Origin of the sequence: Alicyclobacillus acidocaldarius subsp. acidocaldarius DSM 446 (genome assembly GCF_000024285.1) — a bacterium.
In the GTDB taxonomy this organism is placed as follows: Bacteria; Bacillota; Bacilli; order Alicyclobacillales; family Alicyclobacillaceae; genus Alicyclobacillus; species Alicyclobacillus acidocaldarius.
The window spans coordinates 423,369-446,946 of the sequence record NC_013205.1 but is presented as its reverse complement, the minus strand read 5'-3'; the positions used below and the strand labels follow the sequence as shown (position 1 = coordinate 446,946).

Here is a 23,578-nt window from a genome sequence, read left to right as displayed (position 1 = left end):
GGCACTCCTTTGCGGAAAAGGTCGCGAGGAACGGCTACGACAACGGGCCGATCCCGCACGTCCACGAGGATCGGCCCGTCCAAGCCGGAACAGGCACACAGCGGCGAAGGCGCAAATCGCCCCCGCTCCGGCGCCCGCGCGTTCGGCCACGTATGCGACGTTCCTGCCCGACCTCGTAGCAAGGCGATTTACGGTCGCCTCGTAGAGACTGCCGGGCCATATTCCCGGCATTATACGAGTCTCGGATTACGCACCCATTCTATCGGTTTCGACAAAGGGCGTCAATTCGGGAAAACAAGGGCGAACCCCGGCCTCCCGAAATTCGCCCCGCCAAATCAAGCTGATCTTCCTCCAGTGCTCCTCACCACGCCAGCGTTCGGAGTCAGGGCGGCATGGGTCAAGTCCCAACGCTCACATGTGCGTCGCCCTGATGGCCTTCGAGGGAGAAGAAGACTCGATTCGGTGTGTAGCTGTTGGCAACGGACACGAGTTGACCGCGGTCCGTGTTGCCCGCCACGAGGAAGGTGCGGGAACCATATGGATACCACAAGCTATTCACACCGTGGGCGCTCTGGAACTCCGCCTGCACACCAGACGCCAGTCGAACACTCGACACGCCCTCTCGAAGCGATGGCTCCCGGTTTGACATGATGAAGCAAACCATCTTATCGGCGCTCGTGTAGATGTCCACGTCGCCGACATCTGGCACAGAGACGGGGCCTGTGGTCTGTGCCTTGGACAGCGACGCACCGTCCAGGTCTTTACTCTGGCCCTCGGAAGAAGGCAATAAGAACAGCGCGTCCGTCTTCCACACGCCGTTTTTGTTGCCAACCACCAGAACCCCTTGGGTCTTCGAGACGCGAGGGATCCTTACACGCACAATTTCGACATTCTGAATTCGAAACTGATTCACCACATCGCGCGATACGGGATAGCCCTTTGAACCGTCCGAGAACTGCCACTGAACCGAATGCAGAATTCCCGGCAAGGGATTGGTCTCAGACTGGGGAGCGACGTCTTGGATCACGGCCATTCGAAGGGACACCTGCTGTTGAGGCGGGGCGGTGTGAGTCTGTGTGGGTCCACCGCAGGCCGTGAGGAGCCCTGTGCACAACATGGGAAAAAGGAGCAACCTGCGTTTCACACGATCACCTCGATTCGTCGCGGCATTCGTTCTATTGATCGAGCCTTTTGCAGAATCACGAGCCTTTGTGCAGCAAGGGTTTTTCGAGCACAAAGAAGGACTTCGCCCTAAGTTGAGAGAAAGGAAATAGTATCCAACCAACCGTTTCTACGGGCGAAGTCCAACGTGCACTTTCGACAAACATGGCTCTTTTCCTTTGACGAATGGGTCGCATTCGCTCGCGCTGGAATCAGTCATTCTGCAAGATGCCCATATCTATAAAAGTATACCGTTTCTATTCGCGCCGCTCGCGAACCAGACAATTGTCGCCAGCATCGGTGCCTGGCACCTATCTGAATTTCCTCACCCAGATGACGCCGCCACGCGGGTCCACCGCCTGACCTCTCCGTCCATCGCCGAGGTCACCTCGCCGCGGCTCTCCAGCAAATCGAGGTGGCCCTGCACCTCGGACAACCCGAGCATGACCACCGGACCTTCCAGCTTTGGGAATAGACGACGGGTGACCTCCGCCACGGTCGTCGCGCCCTCCGCCAACGCTTCGCGGATCTGGGCACAGCGCGACTCGTGCTCGGCGAATCGCCTGTCGATGAGCGCCCGATGATCCGCAAACGGATCCCCATGGCCGGGATACACCAGGGCGAGATCCAGGGCGCGGGTGCGCTCCATCGACGCCCGGTAATCGAGCAGCGGCTTCGGGCGAGGGGCGGACGGGTCGACCGGCGGCTCGACAAACGCGTTCGCCGAGATGGTGGGCAGCAGATGATCGCCGGCGATGGCGTGACCAGCGGGATCCACCAGAACGATGTCGGTGCGGCTGTGGCCGGGGACGTACATCACCCGCCAGTCGCGCCCGCCCGCGCGGACCACGTCGCCATCGCGAACGTAGACGACGTCGCGCCAATCGTATTTCTGCATCCAGATGCGCGACTCCCAGCGGACGTCCGATCCGGCCTCGCGGGCGAACGCCGCGTAAAACGCGTCGAATCGCCGATGTTCGTCTTCCCCGAGCTCCACGATGCGGCGTGCCGCCTCGGAGACGACGATGCGCGCGCCCGACGCCTGCTGCACGGCAGAGACGCCCCCGATGTGATCGAGGTGCATGTGCGTGACGACAATCTGTTCAATGTCTGCGAATCGAACCCCGTGTCGCGCGAGCCCGTCCTCAAGCTGTGCAAGGGACTTCGGAAACGGCAGCCCCGTGTCCACCAGCGTGAGCGGATCGCCCAAGATGAGGTACGCGTTCACATGATCTTCGGGATACGGCGTCTCGATCCGCACCCGCTCGATGCCCGTCTGCATGGCCATCCCTCGGTTCTTCGTTGAAGTTCTTTCTCGATCTTACCACGCTTTGCCGGAGATCGCGCATGAATATTCAAAGATGAAATCTCGTTTTGCCCATGCAACGGCGTCGGCAGACGAAGGGCGAAGTACGCTAACGGATTCGTTCCGCGCCGGCGCGTGAAGCCGCCTCAAGCCACTCGGACAGCGTCGCCGAGAGGTCGCGCCAGTCCGCGGGTTCGCACGCCTTCGATTCTGCGCCGTACAGCTTTGCCTCGGCGGCACGAAGCCAAGGCCCGAACGCGTCCGATGCGCCGGCGCGCTCGGCGAGCGGTCGGAGATGGCGCAGCGTGGCGCTCGGAGGCAGGTCGAGCGCCGCCCGGGCCTCGCGCACCAACCGCAAGAATTCGCCGCGCTCCTCCTGGCGCGATGCGCGGCGCCGCCGTGCCCGTCTCGCGGCCCAAAGGGCGCCCAGCGCTGCGGCGGCGCCGCCGAGGGCGACAGACGCCACCACGAGCGGCTCGCGCCTGACAACAGGCGGAGATGCGGGCGCCTCGCTGTGACGGCGCGTTCCCGGCGCGAGCGTCCCGTGCGCGCCGCGCGTCGGGGCCGAGCTGGGCGCAAACGTCATGGCAAAGCCCGGCGTCGCGTCGAACGGGATCCAGCCGAACTCCGGAAAATAGACCTCGATCCACGCGTGCGCGTCTGCCTCCGACACCACATACGTGTCCGGGGCCACCTCGTTTTGTGCGCCGACGGCGAACCCTGTGACGAAGCGCGCGGGCACGCCGAGCGTGCGCAGCATCACGGCGGCGGCACTCGCGAAGTTGTCGCAGTACCCGCGGTGCGTGTCAAAGAGAAACTGCGCGACGTAGTCCTGCCCGGGCTGCGGCACCGGCACGTCCGACACGTCGTACCGCTCGTGTGCGGCGAGATATTGGATGATGGCATTCACCATCTCGTACTCCGTCACCGCATGCCCTTGCGCGACGATCCGCGCCGCCAACTGCCTGACGCTCGCCGGCAGCTCAGCCGGCAACTGCGTGTCAAACGAACGGATGCTGGCCGGAATATCGCGCCGCACGGCGACAAACGGAGCGCCGACCGAGGCGAGACGTGCGTACGGGTTGTTTGGGACGGCCACCTCCACCTCGTACGATTCCCCCGGGCCGAGCGGCGCCGCCTTGATGTTGCCCTGCACGGTGTCGAGCGCGAACTCGTTCCCGTAGAGCCCCGGCAGCCGCAGGACGCGATCGACCGCATATGGCGCGAGAAGATCCGTGGTGTTCACGGTGCCTTTCACCGACACGGTGACGTCCATGGCGCGGTACGCGACGTGCGCGAACGGCAGCCCGCCCGGGAGGGGCTGGCCAATGGCCGCGGTGGCGACGTCCGATCCGTCAAGCGGGACGGACACCCAGCCCTGCCCTGTGTAGTCGGACAGAACCTGTCCGCGCAGATCGAGCGGAACCGGCGCCCGCATCTCGAGGATCGGCTGCGGATCCGTGACGAGCGATCCGCCGAGATGGCTGTCGTCCAAGCTGTAGCCCGTTCGCGCGGGGGTCCGGGGCACGAGCGACATCACGATGCGCGCCACACCAGGTACGAGGGGGGCCTTGGGCGCGGCGAGCGCGCACGCCGCGCCGCACAGGATGATCCCTGCGCCCACACCCGCGGCGCGGCGCCAGTCGGATGGCCGGGCCACCGCGCCCTCCCATCGGGCAAGCGCGAAGAGCGCGAGCATGAGCCCAAGACACATGAGTTCCAGGCATACGCCTGCGGCCGGGTGCGTCAGCGAGACGGCCACGAGCCCGATCTGAGCCACGCCGTTGTAGAGGAGCCAGGTGAACGGCCGCCGATACGCGTACCGCACGAGCCCCATCGCGGCAAGCCCCGCCAGGCTGAAGGCGCACAACCGCCAGGGAGCCGCGCCGAGGTTCGCGAACCAACCGGTGAGGCGAGCCGCCTCAAACGCGGCGACGACCTGGGCGATAAGCAGAGCGGCCCAGGCCATGCCGCGTTTCCAAGGACTCGTCAGGGCGGCGCCAAGGCACATGGCGAACCAGAACGCTGCCACCTCGAAAGCCGCGCGCCGCTCGAAGGCGAACCCCACGGGCGCAAGCGCGGTGACGACCCACGCGAAACAGAGGAGGCTTCGGACGAGCCGCCGAACAGGCCCATGGGCCATCGACTGTTCCTCCTTCCACGCTAGGCGCGAGCATTGGACGGCTCTGGCCCGCGCGCCCTGGCGACACGCCCGTCCCCAGGCTCCCGACGGTCAACCGCTGACACCACCAGCGCGCGCCCGCCCCTCGCCAGTCCGACCGATTCTGGAGCCCCGGCCGTCACCCAGATCGTCGCGGACCATCCTCCGGGCACCTCGGCGCTCGGTGGGGCCGTGCCGACGCACACGTCGATCTCGGCAAGTGCAGAGCCCGCCTCGTCGAACGTGCGGCACCGCCGCCACGCAAGCGACTGACCATGGCCCGTTGGAATGAAGCATTCAACCGATAGGCCCCCGCGCTGCCCATGGGCGACGAGCGAGAGCACCACCGAAAGCGCGCGTTCCGCCAGATGCGGCGGATCGCCCGGTCGGATCCACGGCACGACACGCCACGGCCGCGAGATGTCCGAAGCCATCTCTCTGGCATACAGGTCTCCCGTCCTGAGCGATGTCGGCCAGTGGATGAGGCTCAGCCGCTCGCCCGGGCGATAAGGCACCACGCCGCCCGTCGGCGCCACCTCAGCCTCGCGCTCTGTGGCCCCATGGGTTCGCATCCGCCGCTCGATCTCGCGCACCCAATCGCCGACGGGCACGAGCTTCGGGTACACCGCCATCGCGCCCTCGGCCGGCAGGCGCCGATCGACGGAAAAGAGGCCGAACGCATCACTCACGCGAACGCGCACGGCGTTCAGCGCGTATCGACCTCGGCGAAGCGAAGGGGCCTCCAGTTCGACCCGACAGCCACCCGGCTCCCTGCAGCAGGCCACCGTGTTCAGGCTGTCGCTCGCGGCGCGATGGCCCTCCCATTCGAGCGCGATCTCGGCGCGGCGCTCCCACCTTCCGAGCCTGGGCGCCCGAGTTGAGACCTCGACCGCGATGCGCACGCTGTCGCCCGCGAACGCGCGCGCCGGGATCTCCACGCGCGTTTTCGAGATGGCGAGCGCGGCCATTGCGACCGAGAGTTCGTACAGGCTCAGGGCGTCCAGGGCGCCTCCAAGCGCACGCAGCCCCACCGCCCCCGTGCCGAGCGCCAGGTAGCTCACGGCGGCACTCGCGAGCACAAGCGCCGTCAGGAGCCACGGCCTGCGAATGGAAGTTGTCATCGCGGCTCACCGAGCTTGGGCGCGGGGACCTGGTTCAAGACCTCGTCGAGGATCCCGTCCCACGGCTCCTCCATCCATGGGTCGGGGCTGCGGCGAAGCCGATGTCGCCACACGGGCCGGGCGAGATGGCGCACGTCGTCCGGAACGACGTACGTTCGACCCCACATGTAGGCGCGAGCCTTCGCGGCGCGAATCAGCCCGAGCAGCGCGCGCGGGCTGGGACCCATCGGCACGCGCGGATGGCTGCGAAGTGCGTGGGCGAGAAGCACGGCGTAGCGGAGAAGCGCCGGATCGACGTAGACCTTCTCCGCCTCGCGCTGCCAGCAGAGGACATCGGCCGACGTCGCGATGGGCTGGAGGCGCTCCAGCTGGGCCTGTCCGCCGCCTGCCGCGAGCATGCGGATTTCGTCTTCCATGGAAGGATAGCCAAGTTCGATGCACATCAGGAAGCGATCCAGCTCCGACTCCGGCAACGGATAGGTGCCTTCGAATTGCCGAGGATTCTGCGTGGCGAGCACCCAAAACGGCTGCGGAAGCGGATACCGCCTCGCGTCCAGCGTGACGGAGCCCTCCTCCATCGCCTCGAGGAAGGCGCTTTGCGCACGCGGCGAGGCGCGATTCAATTCGTCCACGAGCACCATCTCGCTGAAGATGGGCCCTTTGCGGACTTCGATGGCGCCCCGCTCTTTGTCGTACATCGCGTACCCAAGGATGTCCGCCGGAAGAAGGTCCGAGGTGCACTGCACGCGGCTCAGCGTGAGGCCGAGGAGGCGCGCGATCGCCATGGCAAGCGTCGTCTTGCCGACGCCCGGAACATCTTCGATCAAGACGTGGCCGCCCGCGACGAGCGCGCAAAGGACGAGATGAACAGCCTCTTCGTGGCCAAAGACCACGGATGAGATGGCGTCACGCAGGCGCGCGAACGTCGGAGACATCGGTTCCACTTCTACCTTGATCTGACGCGAAGCCAAGGTCGAAATCCCCATTCCCGTGTCTTCTCTTCTTCCCGATTCTAACAAACCGGCCGACATCCGCATAGCTCGCGCGAAGGGCCATATAGTGGGTAGAGAAGAGAAGCGCTTGTCGATCCGGCCACCGGCATCACATTTGGAAGGAGATGGGTAATTGAAGGTCTCCACCGCGCGCTTCCCCAGGGCCATCAGGGTCAAAACCGCCCGTCTGCCACTCGCCGTTCGTCGCAATCCGCATGGTCTTGTGATAGGATCCAAGGAAGAGACAGCGCCGAAGAGCTCGAGTCCAGTGCATGAACTTCCATCGCAGCGAATGCGTCTATTTGCGCGGATGGAGCGGCCTCCGGACAGGCCGAAGCCCTTCGACCAAAGGAGGGATACGCACGTGGCGAGGGACACCGAGGAGATCTCGCTGTCAGCCCTCAACCCTGAACCTGTACCCCTGTACGGCAAGAGGCCCTTCCCCAAGAGTGCGAGCCGATGCAAGCGGTGCAAAATGCCGTCGGATCTTCAGTTTTGCATGATGTGCCAAACGGAGTTTGTCACGCAGGCTCGGATGTGTTTTCAATCCATTTTGGACGCCGTGGAGATCCAGCGGGATCCGCGCAGGTCTTATGAGGAAAAGCGCGCCGCATACAAGTCGGCGAAGCGCCGGCTGAAACAGCTCCAGGAGTTGAAGACCTACGGCGTGACGTTCGAACAGACCAAGGCGTTCCGGAAGGCCCTTCGCAGCCTGCGCGAGGCGCTGCGCGAGGAAAAGGCGGAGCGGACCGTGAGCCTTTCGTGAGGCAAGACGAGGCGCCCCAGGCACTGTACGTGCTTAGGGCGCCTCTCGCGCTGCTCAGCATGCGAAGGCGGCTCAGCCTCCTCGATAATCTTCCGTGGCGCCAGGCACGGGCGGATCCACAAGGCCGTTCTGATAGGCGTACCTGACGAGCGCCGCTCTCGAATGCAGCCCGATCCGGCGCATGATGTGCTGGCGGTGTGTTTCCACCGTCTTGACGCTGATGTGCAGCGCGTCGGCCACCTCTCGATTGGTGTAGCCCTGTGCCAGGAGCACAAGGACCTCGGTCTCCCGCGGCGACAGCCGTTCCGCCGTTCGCGAGGGGCTGACGGTTTCGGCATTCGCGCGCTGCCCCCACCTGCGGGAAAGATAGGGATGCCCTGGTTGGCCGTGCTGAATTGCAGCCACAATCTCGCTCGAGTCGTCATGCTTAAACACAATGCCGGAGACGCCAGCGTCCAACATCTTTTCCACATGGACGCGATCGTCGAACATCGTCAGCATGATGACCCGGACCTGAGGGGCGATCTGGCGGAGGTGCCGTGCGGTCGTGATCCCGTCCAGCCCCTGAGGCATGTGCACGTCCATCAGCATGACGTCTGGCCGATCTTTCACCGCGGCTTTGAGCGCGTCTTCGCCGCACGAGCACTCCCCCACCACCTCAATCCCGGCTACGCCGTGCAGGATCAGGCGCAGACCTTGGCGGACCAAGGCGTGATCGTCGACGATGACCACGCGCGTGTGGGCCATAACGATTCGCCCCCTTCTCCTCAGCCGAGCGGATTGGGAAAGATGACGCGAACGCGCGTACCTTGCCCGGGCTGACTCTCGATCTCGAGCACCCCATGCAGCGCAGATGCGCGCTCGCGCATGTTCTTCAACCCGTAGCCGGGTAGCAGCTTGATCTGGTCCGCGTCGAAGCCACACCCGTCGTCGCGGATTTCCACTTCGCACATCTCGGCGCACGTCATGTGAATCTGAATGTGTCGCGCCCGCCCGTGTGAAATCGCGTTGTGCACCGCCTCTTGCACAATGCGGTACACGTGGATCGCGATGCCGCCGAGATCGCCACCGGGCCACTCCTTGTTCAGGCTGACCTCGATCCGACAGCCGCTTGTCGACATCTCGTCGCTCAACATGCGGATGGCCGCGCTGAGGCCGAGATCGTACAGGAGCGACGGATACAGCGTGTGCGACAGCGCGCGAACCTCTTGCGAGCACCGCTTGACCTGCGCGCGCAGGTCGTCAAGCGCCCTGTGCAGACGAGGTGGCGCCTGGCGCTTGAGGTGCTCCATGCCGAGATCCACCGCGTACAGGGACTGGCTCACCCCATCGTGCAGCTCCTGAGAGATGCGCTTGCGCTCCTGTTCCTGCACCTCAAGCGTCATGCGGTTCAGCCGCGCTCGCATCTCCAACTCCTTCGCCTGCCGCTCGCGCGTGACATCCCGGATGACAATCACCATGTCGCGGCTGGCCTCGCCGCCAGACGGTTCAAGAAACGTGCGGCTCATGCCGACGGGGACATAGGCCCCATCCTTCGTCGGCAGTTCCGACTCAAAATACGAGACTTCGGTCTGACCGGCGAGAAAACACCGCTCTTTACCCGGGCCCACTTCGCGCGCTTCACAATACCTGCAATACGGGATCCAATCGCCCAGTTCCCAACCCGTCATGCGCGTCGCCGATGGATTGATGAAAACTATGATGCGGTCTTTGTCCATGACGATGATCCCGTCGTTCAGCGCATTGAACAGGTGCCTGAGCCGTTCCGCGCTGTAGGCCATCGTTCTGGTGGCCACCCCCACCACCCTCGCCACCCGAGTTTCCTCTACCTTACGACATCACGCCTCAACAGGGAAACCCTTGCCGCGCCACGCCTCATATCCGCCCACCATGTTGCGCACATCCCCCACGCCATGGGCCCGAAGCAGGCTCGCGGCGATGGCGGATCGACCGCCCGTCCGACAATACACGCAGACCGATCCGTCGCGTGGCACGTCGTGGATGTGAGCCGCGAGCTTCGAGAGCGGAATGTGGTGAGCCTGCGGCAGGTGACCCCCCGCCCACTCGTCAACGTTGCGGACGTCCAGAAGCCAGAGCCCCTGCTGCGCGAGCGCTCCACGCACCTCGTCGGGCGACACGTTCGCATAGGACGCGACGTCGTCCGGCGCTGCGCGATCCACTGCGGCCGGATCGGTCCAATCCACCACGTCATCGATGCCGATGGACCGAAGCGCGCGGATCACGTCGGGCGCGATCGCGTCCGCAGCCAGCAGATGGATGGGCCGATCGGCAGGAAGAAGCCACCCCGCCCACGTGACGAACGACTTGTTCCAGGGGATGTTGAGGCTTCCGGCCAAGTGGCGCTTCGCAAACGCGTCCGCCGGCCGCACATCCAGCACCACGCCGCCCTCTCGCCACGCGCGGACCCGTTCCGGCGGCAGGTCCACGCGCTCGGGAGCGCCCAGTTCCGCGAGCAGGCGCGGCCCCACCTTGTTGACCAGTTTCATGCGGGCAAAGTAGATCGGCGCTTCGGGTTGCCCGGCGAGCAGCGCCTGGACGAACGCGTCCTCGTCCTTGTGCTGAAGGGCCCAGTTCACCAGCTTCTCGTAGCCGACCGTGGACGACGGGACGGCGCCGAGTGCCTTGCCGCACGCGCTGCCCGCGCCGTGGGCCGGCAGCACCTGAACGTGATCGGGCAGCGCCTCAAATTTGCGCAGCGAGCGGAACATCTGGCGAGCCAGCGCTTCCGAACTGCCGCTCTCGCCCGCCACGCGCTCGAGCAGATCCGGCCGCCCGACGTCTCCCACAAAGACGAAGTCTCCGGAAAACAACGCCATGGGCACGTCCGGCGAGGTCTTGCCGTCGTACAGGAGGTACGAGACGTGTTCCGGCGTATGCCCGGGCGTATGCATGACGACGATCCGCACATTTCCAAAGTGAAGCTCGTCGCCGTCCTTCAACAGCCGGTGTGGATACGCCTTGACGTACTCGGACTTCCACTCCGGCGGGCCCTCGTCCGACACGCAGATGGCCGCACCTGCGCGATCCGCCATCTCCCGCGCCCCGGAGACGAAATCGGCGTGAATATGCGTCTCGAGTGCAGCTACGATGCGCAGCCCCTCCCGCTTGGCCGTGAGCAAATACGGTTCGACGTCGCGGGCGGGATCGATCACGCAGGCCTCGCCCGTTTCCTGGCAGCCGACCAGGTAGGAAGCGTGCGCCAATCCTTCATCGTAGAAACGGCGAAGGTACATGTCACCCATCCTCTCTCAATCTGTTTCTGTTCTCGACGCGATGGCGTCCGCCCTTCACAGGTTCTTTATCATTGGCGCGTCGGCGCGCTCCTGAGCCACCTGCACGAAAGCCTTCGCGTAACGCAGGCCCTTCTGAACGACGGGCTCCTTCAGCAGGCGGATGAGCGACCAGACGGTCACGGGCGTGCGGTCCTCTGCGGCGATCCGTCCGGCCTCGCGCGCGATGATGCGCGCCTCCTCGATCATCCGCTGCATCGATTCGAACTCGGATGTGAGGCTCGCGAACAGATACTCGACGGACGCCCGGTCCTCGAGTACCGCCTTCGCAAACTCGGCGAACTGCAGGAGGGGCCGCATGAGCTCCACGAGGGTCGGAAGCGCGTTCAAGAGCTCGGCGAGGGCGGCGAGCGTGTCGCGATCGACGCGCAGCGGAATCTCTTCCGACGCCGACTCCATCAGGTAGCGCATCGATTCCCGATCCTGCACCAGTTCCCGCCCGAACGCGATGGCGGTGGGCAAGTTGCCGAGCGCCTCGTCCCACTCAGCCAAGCGCTCGATCACGCGCACGAACTTGGCCTGAAAATCCGGATCGCCAAGCGCCCGCTGGGCCCCATCGACTTCGGCTGTATAATTGTTCGCCATGATCCCACCCCCGCGCCTACATCAGGCCCTTGAGCATGCCGTCCCAGTACAGAACCGGCAAGAACGACTTCTTGAGCACGTACATGCTGAACCGCTCCTGGCCCTGATCGAACGGGAAGGTCTCCTCCGGCTCGTGGCTGTAATCGAACTCGGCGAGGATCAGTCTGCCGTAGCCCGTCACCAGAGGGCAGGAGGTGTAGCCATGATATTCGGCCTCGACCGGTCGGTTTTTCAGGTAGGCCGTCAGGTTGTTCACCAACACGGGCACCTGTTTGCGAATGGCCGCACCCGTCTTCGACGTGGGGAGACCCGAGCAGTCGCCAAGGCTGAAGACGTTCGGAAAGCGGACGTGTTGCAAGGTGAATTTGTCCACATCAACCCACCCGGCTTCGTTGGCCAACGGGCTTTCCTTGATCACATCGGGCGCGCTCATGGGCGGCACCACGTGCAACAACTCAAACTCGAGGGCCATGGTCTGGCCCGTGTCCAGGTTCTCGAACACGGCGACCTTGTCGTCCGCCTTCACCTCGACGAGGCGGTGCTTGAAGTGCGGATGAATCTGCTTGCGTTCGACCACCTTCATCAGCGCGTCCGCATATTTCTTTACGCTGAACATGGTGGGCGTTCCGGTGACGTAGTGAATCTGCGCTTTGTGACGGACGCCCTTTTTCCTCAGGTAATCGTCCGCGAGGTAGGCGATCTTCTGCGGCGCGCCGCCGCACTTAATGGGGGTCTCCGGCATGGTGAACACCGCGTTCCCGCCGCGGAAGTTCTGCAGCGCATTCCACGTCGTCTGTACGTACTCGTACGTGTAGTTGCTGCAGATCCCGTTGCGCCCGATGTTGCCCTCGAGCCCTTTGATCTTGTTCCAATCCATCTGGATGCCCATGGCGACGACGAGCGCGTCGTACCCAACCGTCGATCCCGAGGCCAATTCGACCTCGCCCTGCTCCGGCCGGAAGGCGACGACGGCATCGCGAATCCACACGGAGCCAGGCGGAATGAGCGATGCTTCATCGCGCACCGTCGCCTCCCGCGGCGCCGCGCCGGCGCCCACAAGGGTCCAGAGCGGTTGATAGTAGTGCTTGTCGGCAGGTTCAATGATGGCCACTTCGCCTCGAAGCCGTGGTTCTTCGCGCAAGAGCCGCGCGGCCACGGAGATACCAGCTGTTCCTCCTCCGACGATCACGACCGGATAGCGCATAGGGCTCCCCCCAACACGTTCTCGTGATGAAAGCCTTTTCGAACCTAAGCTTACAGGGGCGCTCTCCTTGTGCGCATCCGGGAAAACCCTGATTCTTCGTCGCTCGCCTGACGACAAAGAAAAAGGCACCCGAATGGTCGCCCATTCGGGTGCCTCCGTTCCTCGACGGAAGATCACATCATGTCGCCCATGCCCGCGCCGGGAGCCGGAGCCTTCTCCTTTTCCGGCTTGTCGGCAACCGCAGCCTCGGTCGTGAGGAAGGTCGCCGCCACGCTCGCCGCGTTCTGCAGCGCGGAGCGCGTCACCTTCGCCGGGTCGACGATACCAGCCTCGAACATGTTGACCCATTCGCCGGTCGCCGCGTTGAAGCCGATGCCCGGCTGCTCCGTCTTCAGGCGCTCCACGATGATGGAGCCCTCGACGCCCGCGTTCTCCGCAATCTGGCGGACCGGAGCCTCGAGCGCCTTGCGGACGAGGTTCACACCCGTCAGCTCGTCGCCCTCAGCCTGCACGTTGTCGAGCGCCTTGATAACGTTCACGAGCGCAACGCCACCGCCAGGCACGATGCCCTCCTCGACAGCCGCGCGCGTCGAGTTGAGCGCGTCCTCGATGCGGAGCTTCTTCTCCTTGAGCTCGGTCTCGGTCGCCGCACCCACCTTGATGACCGCGACGCCACCAGCCAGCTTCGCGAGGCGCTCCTGCAGTTTCTCGCGATCGAAATCGGAGGTCGTCTCCTCGATCTGCGCCTTGATCTGATTGATCCGAGCCTGGATGGCCGACTTGTCGCCAGCGCCGTCCACGATGATGGTGTTCTCCTTGCTCACGCGCACCTGGCGAGCGCGGCCGAGCTGATCCAGCGTCGTGTTGCGCAGTTCAAGCCCAAGCTCCTCGCTGATGACCTGACCACCCGTGAGGATGGCGATGTCCTGCAACATGGCCTTGCGGCGATCGCCAAAGCCAGGCGCCTTGACGGCCACGGCGTTGAACGTACCGCGGATCTTGTTGACCACGAGCGTCGCGAGCGCTTCGCCCTCCACATCCTCGGCGATGAGGAGCAGCGAACGGCCAGCCTGCACGACGCGCTCCAGCACCGGCAGGATCTCCTGGATGCTCGAGACCTTCTTGTCGGTGATGAGGATGAGCGGCTCGTCCAGCACAGCCTCCATCTTGTCCGCGTCCGTCACCATGTACGGCGAGATGTAGCCGCGGTCGAACTGCATACCCTCGACGACCTCAAGCTCGGTCGTGAAGCCCTTCGACTCTTCGACGGTGATCACGCCGTCGTTGCCAACCTTCTCCATCGCATCCGCGATGAGCTCGCCGATTTCGTTCGAACCAGCCGAGATGGCGGCAACCTCCGCGATGTTCTTGCGGCCCTGGACCGGCTTCGCGATCTTCTTCAGCTCCTCGACCGCAGCCGTCACGGCCTTCTCAATGCCGCGGCGGAGCACCATCGGGTTCGCACCAGCGGCGACGTTCTTCAGACCCTCGCGGATCATCGCCTGCGCCAGCACCGTCGCCGTCGTCGTACCGTCACCCGCGACGTCGTTGGTCTTCGTCGCGACTTCCTTCACGAGCTGAGCACCCATGTTCTCATACGGATCCTCGAGCTCGATCTCCTTCGCGATGGTCACACCGTCGTTCGTGATGAGCGGAGACCCAAACTTCTTCTCCAGCACCACGTTGCGGCCCTTCGGCCCGAGCGTCACCTTGACCGCATCCGCAAGCGCATCGACTCCGCGCATCATCGCACGGCGAGCTTCTTCACCAAAGCGAATCTCTTTTGCCATGTTGCATACCTCCCTGACGACTGTGGAATGTTCCGTTCATGGAGCGTTTTTCACGTCAATCCGGCATTACTTCTCGACAATCGCCAAGATGTCGCTCTCGCGCAGGATCAAGAGCTCCTCGTTGTTCACCTTGACCTCGGTGCCCGCATACTTCGAGTAGATGACGCGATCGCCGACCTTGACCTCCATGGCCACGCGGTTGCCCTTCTCATCGAGCTTCCCCGGGCCAACGGCGATCACTTCGCCCTCCTGCGGCTTCTCCTTCGCGTTGTCCGGCAGGAAAATCCCACTAGCGGTCTTTTCCTCACGCTCCACCGGACGGACCACCACGCGATCAGCGAGCGGCTTCAACATTGCGAACGACCTCCTTGCGAGATGTAGTTCCGAACCTTTGTTAGCACTCTCGCTCGGTGAGTGCTAACACCATGGACTATGATAATCGGTTCGCTGCGAGAGTGCAACAGGGAATTCAACTTTTTTGCGGGCGATGTGGAAGAGGGCACGGAAGCCTTTCCTCACGCCGGAACCGTGGGCGCGGCGAGCGCGCCCTGGCGCCACCGATCTCGCCACCACGCCAGGAGATCCGCAGCCTGATGAGGGCGAAACACCGGCACCGGGAACCCCATCGGCGCCCAATCGGGCGAGACGACCGCCGCGATGGCGAGCGCGCCGGATTCGAGGAGCTGTCTCCACTCGTCCTCGCCCCGCACCACCGCGATCTTCGCGTGCGCCGCGCGCTTGCCCCCCTCCGCGATCACGACGTCCACATCCGCGACTGCGCGAATGGCCGCGAACCACTCGGGAAAGCCGCCCTCCTGTCGCGATCGCAGAAGAAACCCGTGCTTGCTCGCGACCATCGTCGCCGACGCGCCGGCGGCCGCTGCGCGCGCAGTGTCGGATCCGGGCTTCTCCCAATCGTCGGGCGCCTCGTCCGCGTGGCCGTCGTGCTTCAGGTAGGCCACACGAAGGCCTTGCGCCGCCGCTTCGGCCACAAGCGCTTCCGCGAGACACGACTTGCCGGAGCCCGAAAAGCCCGCAATGCCGATGATGACAGGGCCCTCCGCGTCACGCATTGAGCCAGCCACCCACGCCCAGGACGGCGATGTCCCGCTTGCGAACACGAAGCCCGGTGAGGACGCGCGGCAGCAGTCGGTCGAACGACGTGATGGGATCGTAGATGACGGCGCCCGGCAGTCCGAAGATGGCCGTGTCGTTCCGATACGCGAGCATGAGCATGGACCCCGGCAGCATGGGCGTGCCGTACGTCACCACTTCCGTCGCCGCGTCCCGGATGGCACCCGGCGAGCGGTCGTCGGGATCGACCGACATCCCGCCCGTGACGAGGACGAGCGTCGCCCCTTGCTCGCATGCCTCGACGATGGCGTCCGCGATTCGATCGCGCTCGTCGCCGACGAACACTTGGTGCACGTCCTGGATGCCGTAGCGCGCGAGCTTCGCCCGCAGCACGGGCCCGAACTTGTCCTCCACCCGCCCGTGCAGGATCTCGCTTCCCGTGGTCACAATCCGCACCTTCTGGGGCTGATACGGCAACACGTCGATCACGGCGCGCTTCTGCGCCTGCGACGCGATGACCTCCACAGCGCGCACCTTGTCCTCGGCGATGACGAGCGGAATGGGGCGCACGGCGGCGAGGCTTGTCCCCCGCGTCACGTGCTGAAACGGCCGCTTGGTCGCGATGGAGATCTCGTCGATGGTGTTCATGGCGGTCACGCGTCTCGCGTCCACCCACAGCATCCCGTCCCGCTTCGCGCGAAGAATGACCTTGCCCTCCGAGACTTCGGACAGCTCCACGCCCTCGCCCGCGATGGCCTGAGCCATGCGGAGGGCCGCGTCGTCTTCGTGCAACTCTCCCGGCTCGAGCTCCAGGATGTACAGATGCCGCTTTCCCATGTCGAGCAGGACCGGGATGTCCTCCTCCCGCACCACATGGCCCCGCTTAAATTGGCGCCCCTTGAATTCTCCGGGCACGATGCGCGTCATGTCGTGCGCGAGCGCCAAACCAATCGCGTCTTCGACAGGCACTTCTCGCCGGATCACGCGTCTCCCTCCCTCTTCAGCCAGGCCTCGTACTCCTCCGGCCGATGAACCGGCCGGACGGCCCAGGCATCTTCGAACGCGACGGTGCAAATCGCAAGCCCCTCGAGAGCCTTGAGAATCCGCTTCTCCCCACGCGCCGCACAGGCCGCCATGGCCCGCACCGCGCGCTCCGCGTAGACGGCGGCGAGCGGCTGAATCCTCCCCTCGCGCTCCGCGGCGGCGACGTCGGCACCGGTGCGCTGGAACGCGGACACAAGGGCCTGCACGGCGTCTTTGGAGATCCCCGGAAGATCCCCCGCCAGCACGAGGAGCGGCGAGATCGCCGACGGATCGCGCGCCGCAAAGCGGCCGAGCGCGGCGAGCGGCCCCTGGTAGCATTCCCCGTCTTGCACCCATGCGATCTCGCCCGTCACCCACGGTTCGATGGCGCTCTGCACGGACTCGTCCGCATACAGCACGGCGACGCGCGGAGCGACCTTTTCCGCCACGCGCACGACGTGGCCCACGATCGGAATCCCGCCCTTTTCTCGCGGAAGCAAAAGCTTATTCCCCCGCTCTCCCATCCGCGTCGACGCGCCGCCCGCGAGCACGACGGCCCACTTCACGCTCTGCAGGGCGCAAGCCCCCTCTCGGTGAGAAGCTGATGCATGCGGACGTCGTGCGGGTGGCGAGGCAACGCATCCGCCAACTGTTCGACGAAACACACGCCGATCCGCCGGATGGATGCCGCCTCCGGCCGTTTGAAGTAGCGATCGTAAAAGCCGCCACCATACCCAAGTCGCGTGCCGTCTGCCGCAAACGCAAGGCCCGGAACCAGGACGGCCGCCATCTCGTCGGGCCGGACCACTGGCGCGCGGGGCCCGGGCGCTGGGATGCCGTACGCTCCGGTGCGCAGGTCCGCGAGGGACTGGACGGCGCAGAACTCCATGTGCGAAGGTCCTTCCACGCGCGGGAAGGCGATCTTCGCGCCCTCCCGAAGGAGCGCCTCGGCCAAGGGTGCGAGATCGACCTCGCCGTGGACCGCCGCGTACAGCCCGACGAACCCGTTCATGGGAAGCGCGCGGAGCAACGCCTGCGCATGCGCGCAGATGGCCTCCTCCTGACGGCGCCTCGCGTCAGGCAGGATGGCGGCTCGTTTCACGCGATACTGGTTGCGCAGCGCCTGCTTATCGGCTTCGATGGGAATCCGCCTCCCGCGTGTACAGCCCAAGTAGGTGGAACAGCCACGGCGCGAGCACGGTGGCCCAGGCGGCCACGGCCGCCGCGCGCACGTACTGCCACAAGGGCTCATCCAGATGCGCTTGTACCGCCAATTGTACCGCAACCACACCGCCCAGTGCGATCACGCCCGCTGCCACGCGCTTCCACAGGACGGGATCGATGGATGTGCGAAGAAACCGCTTCTCGAGCGCCGCGCCCGCGCCGCCCACGAGCAGAAACACCGCGTACACCGACGACGTGACGTCGCGCGCGAGGACGAGGAGGACAGCCGGGAAGAGAACGGCGAGCGCGATGGCGACGCCAAACGGAATGCCGCGGTACGTCCACCAGCGCCCGATTTGCCAGCCGAAAAAGCCCAGCCCAAAGCCCGCTATCCAGCCGATCACGACATCCATCGGCCAGTGAAGCCCGAGATAGACGCGCGAGATCCCGACGGCGAGCGACAGGAGGATAGCGAGAAGGAGCCACACCGGGCGGCGCAACCACAGCGCTAGCGCCGTGAAGAACGTCATCGTCCCTTGGGCGTGGCCGCTCGGCATCGAGAGGCCCGTCGCGGAACGGAGATAACCGGACCGAATCCCAGGCACACCGACGGGCCGGGCGATGTGATAATAGGACTTGAGCCACGCGTTCAGGTACATGCTGGTGAAAAACACGTAGGCAAGCCGCATGCCGAGGACGCGATCGACGGCGAGCATCAGGACGGGCAGCGCGGCGAAGTAGAACGACTCGTTGCCCAAGTAGGAAAACGCCACGGCCAGCCGATCCAACATGGCCGAATGATACGACTGCAACCACACGATGAGGTCATATTGCCAGGTGAAGCCTTGCGGCAACGGGAACGACGCTCTGGACATGAAGGAGCCTCCCCACCTCGTCCAAACTTGGCTGCTAGAGTGTATGGACAAAGGAGCGTACGTATGATCGTTTTGCAGGCGAATCGGGTGAAAAAGAGCTACGACGGGATCGAGGTGTTGCGCGAGGCTTCGCTCACCGTCCGCGCGGGCGACAAAATCGGGCTCGTGGGACCGAACGGCGCGGGCAAGTCGACCCTCATGCGCATCCTCACGGGGGAAGAGGCGCCGGACGAAGGCGAAGTGTACGTGAAGAGCGGCGCCGAGGTCGGCTACGTGGCGCAGTTCATCGGCCATGGGGACGACATGCGCGTGTACGACTTCGTCGCCGAGGCCAAGCGCCCCGTTCAGGAACTGGAGCGCGAGTTACGCGATCTCGAGGCGCGGATGAGTGATCCGGCGCTGTACGAAGACGAGGCGCGGTTTGCGGACATCGCGCACCTGTACGAGGAGCGGACGCGCCGCTTCGAAGCGCTGGGCGGCTACCAGTGGGAGACGGACGTCCGCCGCGTCCTCGCCGGGCTCAACTTTCCGCGCGAGATGTACGACGCCCCCATTTCGGCGCTCTCCGGCGGACAGCGGACGCGGCTCGCCCTCGCGAGACTCCTCGCGGCGCGCCCGGACGTCCTGCTGCTCGACGAGCCCACGAACTACCTCGATATGGACACGCTGGCCTGGCTGGAGGACTTTTTGTCGCACGGGGAAATGTCGCTCGTCGTGATCTCCCACGACCGGTATTTCCTCGATCGCGTCACGCGCCTCACGGTGGCGCTGGAGGGTGGAAAGACGCGGGCCTACCCGGGGCCCTATCGCGTCTACCTGGAGATGCGCGCCGCCGAGCGCGAGGAGATGTGGCGGCGGTACGAAGCACAGCAGGACGAGATCGCCCGGATGGAGGCGTTCATCGAGCGGAACATCGCGCGGGCGTCCACGCACCGAAGAGCGCAGAGCCGCCGCCGGATGCTCGAGCGCATGGAGCGGATGGAGCGCCCTCCCGCGGACGATCCGTCGCTTTGGATGCGGTTTTCCGTGCGGCGCACCTCGGGCGAGGACGTGCTCGAGGTGCGCGATCTCGCCATTGGCCATCGCGGCCAGGCGCTCGCGCGCCACATCAGCTTCCGCGTCCAGCGCGGCATGCGGCTCGCCATTCTCGGCCCGAACGGCGCCGGCAAGACGACGCTTCTTCGCACGCTCGTCGGGGAACTCCGGCCCATCGGAGGCTGGTTCCGCTTCGGCCAGGGCGTCGATCTCGGCTATTACGCCCAGGAGGATGGGGGACTTCCGCCAGACGAGCGCGTGATTGACGTCGTGTGGAACGCCTACCCGGACCTCGACCACACCTCCGTGCGAAAGCTCTTGGCGCAGTTCTTGTTCCGCGGGGAGGACGTGTTGAAACCCGTCGGCGCGCTTTCCGGCGGCGAACAGAGCCGCCTGAGACTGTGCCTGCTCATGCAGAGCGGCGCCAACGTCCTCATCATGGACGAGCCCACCAATCACCTCGACATCCCGAGCAAGGAGGCGCTCGAGGCGGCGCTCGCCGATTACGATGGCACGCTCATCTTCGTCTCGCACGATCGGTACTTCATCGACAAGCTCGCGACGCACGTCGCGGTGCTGAAACCCGATGGGATGGAGTGGTACATCGGCAACTACACCGACTACGTCGAGAAGGTGATGGAGAACGAGCGACTCAAGCGCATCGAGGGCGTGGCGGACGAAACGGAGGAAGGCGGTGGTGTCACCCAGGAGGTCGCCGAAGAGCCACCGGTCCGGCGGCGCATCCGCTCCAGTGAAGCGCGCAAGCTGGAGGCCGAGATCGCGCGGTGGGAGGAAGCCGCGCACCGCATGGAGCGAGAGATGGAGCAGGTGGCGAAGGAGCAGAGCGAAGCCGCGGTGGCACAGGAGATTGAGCGGTTGCGCGAGCTCGACGCGCGCTACAGGCGCCTTGAGGCGGACTATCAGCACGCGCTCGAACAGTGGGAAGCAAAATCGCTGGAACTCGAGAAACTGCGAAAAGCGCTCGAGGACTGGAACGGCTAGAAAGATTTCGCCGGGAAGCGCCCTTTCGAATGCGGACAATGTTCAGTTATCCACATTGTCCACCGACTTATCCACAAGCTCGATCCCGGCCGTTTCGAGGCTTTTCGACACGTTTCCACAACATCCACAGCGCGATTTGCCCAAGTTATGCACAGGAACGGCCGTTCGCGGCGGGACGGCGGATCCGCGTGTTCGTCATCCTACACTCGGGGAACCCCAATCAACGAAGAGGCGAGGCCGAAGCCTCGCCCGCTCCCGTACCTTATGCTGTTCAGTCGACGGGATAACGCCCGCTCTGCCATTCGTCCAGTGTCAGGTCGGCGTAGGCACCCAGTTCGAGCGTGTCGAAACGCCCTTCCCGCGCGCAGGGATAGGCCGCCGCCGCGATCATCGCCGCGTTGTCCGTGCAGAGGTCGGGTGACGGAAAGTGCACGTCGATCCCCTCCTCCGCCGCCATGGCGCGCATGGACGCGCGCAGCCCGCGGTTCGCGGCCACGCCTCCCGCCACCACCACCGTCCTGTGACCCGTCATCCGGGCCGCGCGCCGCGTCTTTTCGACGAGCACCTCGATCACGGCCGCCTGAAAGCTGGCGCAGACGTCCTCCACCGGCACGGCCTGCCCCTGGCGCTTGATCTTGTCGAGCGCCACGAGCACGGCCGTCTTCATGCCGCTGAAGGAGAAGTCGAGCGACGGATCGTCCAAGAGTCCTCGTGGAAAGGAAAAGCGCGCCGGATCGCCCTGGCGCGCCAGCCTGTCCACCTCGGGTCCTCCGGGATAGGCGAGGCCGAGGAGCCTCGCCACCTTGTCGTACGCCTCGCCCGCCGCGTCGTCGCGGGTTCCGCCGAGGCGCGTGAACCGAAACGACGCGTCCACCTCGTACAGTTCCGTGTGGCCGCCGGAGGCCACCAGGCACAAAAAGGGCGGCCGCACGGCCGGTCGATCCGGCTCTTCCAACATGGCGGCCGCGACGTGCCCGGCGATGTGATGCACGCCGACGATGGGAAGCCCTGTGGCGAGACTGTACGCCTTGGCGGCGGTCACCCCGACGAGGAGCGCGCCGAGCAGCCCCGGCCCCATGGTCACTGCAATGGCGGCGAGATCGGAAAACCCGACCCCGGCCTGCCCGAGCGCGGTGTCCACCACGCGCGTGATGGCCTCCACATGGCGGCGCGAGGCCACCTCGGGAACCACCCCGCCGAACTGGCGGTGAATCTCCATCTGGCTCGCCGTCACCTGGCCGAGCACACGCGCCCCGTCCGCGACGACGGCCGCAGATGTCTCGTCGCAGCTCGTCTCGATGGCGAGGATGTTCATGCTTGCACCTCTCTGTCGCGCATCACCTTGGGCGGGAGATCGACCCACATGATGAGCGCGTCCTCGTTGTTGTCCGTGTAGTAGCCCTTGCGCACGCCCACGCGCTCGAAACCGTACTTCCGGTACAGATTCTGCGCCACGTGGTTCGTGACCCGCACCTCGAGCGTCATCTTGCGGCCGCCGAGGGCCATGCACATCGACATGATGGCCTCGAGCAGCCGCTCGCCCAGCTTCAGGCCGCGGAAGTCGGGATCGACCGCGATGTTCGTGATGTGCCCCTCGTCCATGATCATCCAGAAGCCGGCGTAGCCCACCACGCGCCCGTCGTACTCCGCCACCACGTAGCGCGCGAGCCGGTTCTCCACCAGTTCGCCCACGAACGCCTGCCGCGACCACGGGGCCGTGAACGATCGCGTCTCCACGCGCATGACGTCGTCGAGGTCCTTCAACATCATGCGGCGGATGGAGAGCTTCTGCGGATCGAAAGCCGCCGGGGTCACTCGCCGCCCTCTCCCTTCGCGCCGAGCTTGGCCTCGGCCTCCGTGGGCAACACGTAGAGCGGGGCGAGATCGTGCACTCGGTCGCGCTCGAATCGCTCGTACGATCCCGACAGCCCGAGCCGCACGAGCGCCGTCGGCATCATCGGGGCAATCTCATTCCACGGCCGCACCCGCACCCCCTGCGCCTCCGCGGAATCGCCGAGGCGCCTGCCGCTCGCCACGATGGACGCGCGCTCCCGCTCCGCGATGGTGAACCAGTCAGCCAAGGATTGCACCGTCGGCTCGCACTGCGCCCACAGCCGCCCGTCCTCCAGCCTGTACCAGCAGCCGAAGGCGCGATCCCGCCTTGCGTCGATGAGCGCCATGAACGCGCCGAACCGTTGGCCCTCCGCGCAGGCCAGCGCCATGGCCATGCCGTCGACCGTCGGCACGGATACGATGGGGATGCCGCACGCGTGCCCGATGGCCTTCGCCGCCGCCACCGCGATGCGAACGCCGGTGTAACTGCCGGGGCCGACGCCGGTGACGCAGAGCTTGACGTCGTGAATGTTCATGCGCGCGCCGGCCAACAGGTGGCCGAGCGACGGCTGCAACAGGCGCGAGTGGGCCCGCGGCAGAAACTCCACCAGGGAGGACATCAGCCTCCCGTCCTCGTCCGCGACTGCAAGCGCCAACACGTCGGTCGCTGTATCCATGGCGATCACGCTCATGAAGCCGTCCACTCCTTCAGTATCGATTCCGGGCGCTTTCCAAAAGCCTCCGCGCGCACGGTGCGCGTTGCGCCCTCGGGACGGAGGATGATCCGGAGATACGCCTCCATCTCCTCGGCGAGCGGCCCTGGCCATTCGATGAGGAGGATGGCGCCGCCCGCGAGATCGTCGTCCAGCCCCAGGGCCCACACGCCCTCGAGGTCGAGCGTCTCCTGGCGTTCCGGGTCGGCGTACAACCGGTACAGATCATAGTGCGCCACGCGGAAGCGGCCGCGGTGCTCCTGCCGGAGGACGTAGGTGGGACTCGTCATCGGCTGTGTCACACCGGCGCCCATGCCGACGCCCGCCGCGAAGGTGGTCTTGCCCGCGCCCATCGGCCCCTCGAGCAACACGACGTCGCCAGGCGCAAGAAGCGCGCCGAGGCGCTCGCCCAGGCGCTTCATCTCCATCTCGTCATCGACGCGCCACTCGTGTGCCTCCATC

Annotated in this window: 23 protein-coding genes and 1 riboswitch; of the genes, 2 read left to right on the top strand and 21 right to left on the bottom strand. The window is 65.4% G+C overall.

The genetic code is table 11. The annotated features are described in order from the left end of the window. Nucleotides 1-156: 156 nt before the first annotated feature. A riboswitch (purine riboswitch) is annotated at nucleotides 157-258 on the bottom strand. Nucleotides 259-397: 139 nt separating this feature from the next. From AACI_RS02060 to AACI_RS02040, 5 genes are all read right to left on the bottom strand, one after another. After that, a complete protein-coding gene (locus AACI_RS02060) occupies nucleotides 398-1,033 on the bottom strand; it encodes a hypothetical protein (RefSeq protein WP_012809820.1) in 636 nt (211 codons plus the stop codon). A 453-nt stretch (nucleotides 1,034-1,486) separates the two neighbouring features. Next, nucleotides 1,487-2,449, bottom strand: a complete 963-nt coding sequence (locus tag AACI_RS02055) for an MBL fold metallo-hydrolase (protein ID WP_148213719.1) — start codon at nucleotides 2,447-2,449, stop codon at nucleotides 1,487-1,489. A 127-nt stretch (nucleotides 2,450-2,576) separates the two neighbouring features. Beyond that, complete coding sequence (locus AACI_RS02050) at nucleotides 2,577-4,610, bottom strand: transglutaminase-like domain-containing protein (RefSeq protein ID WP_012809818.1); 2,034 nt, start codon at nucleotides 4,608-4,610, stop codon at nucleotides 2,577-2,579. A gap of 20 nt (nucleotides 4,611-4,630) precedes the next feature. Further along, a complete protein-coding gene (locus AACI_RS02045; RefSeq protein ID WP_012809817.1) occupies nucleotides 4,631-5,749 on the bottom strand; it encodes a DUF58 domain-containing protein in 1,119 nt (372 codons plus the stop codon). Next, nucleotides 5,746-6,735, bottom strand: coding sequence for an AAA family ATPase (locus AACI_RS02040; protein WP_012809816.1), 990 nt, complete (start codon nucleotides 6,733-6,735; stop codon nucleotides 5,746-5,748). Before AACI_RS02040 ends, AACI_RS02045 begins: the two co-directional genes overlap by 4 nt. A gap of 370 nt (nucleotides 6,736-7,105) precedes the next feature. On the opposite strand from AACI_RS02040, the gene AACI_RS02035 reads away from it, so the two are divergent. Next, the gene (locus AACI_RS02035; RefSeq protein ID WP_008336403.1) at nucleotides 7,106-7,507 is read left to right on the top strand and encodes a hypothetical protein; all 402 of its coding nucleotides are present in this window, start codon (nucleotides 7,106-7,108) and stop codon (nucleotides 7,505-7,507) included. Between the two features lie 72 nt (nucleotides 7,508-7,579). Here AACI_RS02035 and AACI_RS02030 read toward each other — a convergent pair whose 3' ends face one another. The 12 genes from AACI_RS02030 to AACI_RS01975 all read right to left on the bottom strand — a co-directional run bounded on the left by AACI_RS02030 (nucleotide 7,580) and on the right by AACI_RS01975 (nucleotide 18,533). Further along, nucleotides 7,580-8,254, bottom strand: a complete 675-nt coding sequence (locus AACI_RS02030; protein WP_012809815.1) for a response regulator transcription factor — start codon at nucleotides 8,252-8,254, stop codon at nucleotides 7,580-7,582. 20 nt (nucleotides 8,255-8,274) lie between these two features. Then, complete coding sequence (locus tag AACI_RS02025; protein ID WP_012809814.1) at nucleotides 8,275-9,321, bottom strand: PAS domain-containing sensor histidine kinase; 1,047 nt, start codon at nucleotides 9,319-9,321, stop codon at nucleotides 8,275-8,277. A gap of 24 nt (nucleotides 9,322-9,345) precedes the next feature. Next, complete coding sequence (locus AACI_RS02020) at nucleotides 9,346-10,761, bottom strand: MBL fold metallo-hydrolase (protein ID WP_012809813.1); 1,416 nt, start codon at nucleotides 10,759-10,761, stop codon at nucleotides 9,346-9,348. 54 nt (nucleotides 10,762-10,815) lie between these two features. Continuing rightward, nucleotides 10,816-11,403 (bottom strand): DUF1641 domain-containing protein, encoded by a 588-nt coding sequence (locus AACI_RS02015; protein WP_012809812.1) that lies wholly within the window; start codon nucleotides 11,401-11,403, stop codon nucleotides 10,816-10,818. A 16-nt stretch (nucleotides 11,404-11,419) separates the two neighbouring features. Further along, nucleotides 11,420-12,607, bottom strand: a complete 1,188-nt coding sequence (locus tag AACI_RS02010) for an NAD(P)/FAD-dependent oxidoreductase (RefSeq protein WP_012809811.1) — start codon at nucleotides 12,605-12,607, stop codon at nucleotides 11,420-11,422. A gap of 173 nt (nucleotides 12,608-12,780) precedes the next feature. Beyond that, nucleotides 12,781-14,397 (bottom strand): chaperonin GroEL, encoded by a 1,617-nt coding sequence (groL, locus tag AACI_RS02005; RefSeq protein ID WP_012809810.1) that lies wholly within the window; start codon nucleotides 14,395-14,397, stop codon nucleotides 12,781-12,783. A gap of 66 nt (nucleotides 14,398-14,463) precedes the next feature. Continuing rightward, nucleotides 14,464-14,751, bottom strand: coding sequence for a co-chaperone GroES (gene groES, locus AACI_RS02000; protein WP_008336392.1), 288 nt, complete (start codon nucleotides 14,749-14,751; stop codon nucleotides 14,464-14,466). 161 nt (nucleotides 14,752-14,912) lie between these two features. Continuing rightward, nucleotides 14,913-15,470: a molybdopterin-guanine dinucleotide biosynthesis protein B gene (mobB, locus tag AACI_RS01995; protein WP_012809809.1), complete on the bottom strand. Its 558-nt coding sequence runs from the start codon at nucleotides 15,468-15,470 to the stop codon at nucleotides 14,913-14,915. Next, a complete protein-coding gene (locus AACI_RS01990) occupies nucleotides 15,463-16,455 on the bottom strand; it encodes a molybdopterin-binding protein (RefSeq protein WP_008336390.1) in 993 nt (330 codons plus the stop codon). Before AACI_RS01990 ends, mobB begins: the two co-directional genes overlap by 8 nt. Continuing rightward, a complete protein-coding gene (gene mobA / locus AACI_RS01985; RefSeq protein WP_012809808.1) occupies nucleotides 16,452-17,060 on the bottom strand; it encodes a molybdenum cofactor guanylyltransferase in 609 nt (202 codons plus the stop codon). Before mobA ends, AACI_RS01990 begins: the two co-directional genes overlap by 4 nt. Further along, a complete protein-coding gene (locus AACI_RS01980; protein ID WP_012809807.1) occupies nucleotides 17,057-17,665 on the bottom strand; it encodes a 5-formyltetrahydrofolate cyclo-ligase in 609 nt (202 codons plus the stop codon). The genes mobA and AACI_RS01980 overlap by 4 nt, the downstream gene beginning before the upstream one ends. Then, on the bottom strand, nucleotides 17,622-18,533 hold the full coding sequence (locus tag AACI_RS01975; RefSeq protein ID WP_012809806.1) for a phosphatase PAP2 family protein: 912 nt from the start codon (nucleotides 18,531-18,533) through the stop codon (nucleotides 17,622-17,624). The genes AACI_RS01980 and AACI_RS01975 overlap by 44 nt, the downstream gene beginning before the upstream one ends. 63 nt (nucleotides 18,534-18,596) lie before the next feature. Here AACI_RS01975 and AACI_RS01970 point away from each other — a divergent pair, with 63 nt between their 5' ends. Further along, entirely contained in the window at nucleotides 18,597-20,570 is a 1,974-nt protein-coding gene (locus tag AACI_RS01970; RefSeq protein WP_012809805.1) for an ABC-F family ATP-binding cassette domain-containing protein, read from the top strand. A gap of 271 nt (nucleotides 20,571-20,841) precedes the next feature. Here the strand turns inward: AACI_RS01970 and tsaD are convergent, their stop codons facing one another. Genes tsaD through tsaE form a run of 4 tightly spaced genes read right to left on the bottom strand, consistent with a single transcriptional unit; the run spans nucleotide 20,842 to nucleotide 23,577 of the window. Then, nucleotides 20,842-21,885: a tRNA (adenosine(37)-N6)-threonylcarbamoyltransferase complex transferase subunit TsaD gene (tsaD, locus tag AACI_RS01965; protein WP_012809804.1), complete on the bottom strand. Its 1,044-nt coding sequence runs from the start codon at nucleotides 21,883-21,885 to the stop codon at nucleotides 20,842-20,844. Continuing rightward, the gene (gene rimI, locus AACI_RS01960) at nucleotides 21,882-22,385 is read right to left on the bottom strand and encodes a ribosomal protein S18-alanine N-acetyltransferase (RefSeq protein WP_012809803.1); all 504 of its coding nucleotides are present in this window, start codon (nucleotides 22,383-22,385) and stop codon (nucleotides 21,882-21,884) included. Before rimI ends, tsaD begins: the two co-directional genes overlap by 4 nt. After that, complete coding sequence (tsaB, locus tag AACI_RS01955; protein WP_012809802.1) at nucleotides 22,382-23,095, bottom strand: tRNA (adenosine(37)-N6)-threonylcarbamoyltransferase complex dimerization subunit type 1 TsaB; 714 nt, start codon at nucleotides 23,093-23,095, stop codon at nucleotides 22,382-22,384. The genes rimI and tsaB overlap by 4 nt, the downstream gene beginning before the upstream one ends. Then, a complete protein-coding gene (gene tsaE / locus AACI_RS01950; protein WP_012809801.1) occupies nucleotides 23,092-23,577 on the bottom strand; it encodes a tRNA (adenosine(37)-N6)-threonylcarbamoyltransferase complex ATPase subunit type 1 TsaE in 486 nt (161 codons plus the stop codon). The genes tsaB and tsaE overlap by 4 nt, the downstream gene beginning before the upstream one ends. Nucleotide 23,578: the final 1 nt, after the last annotated feature.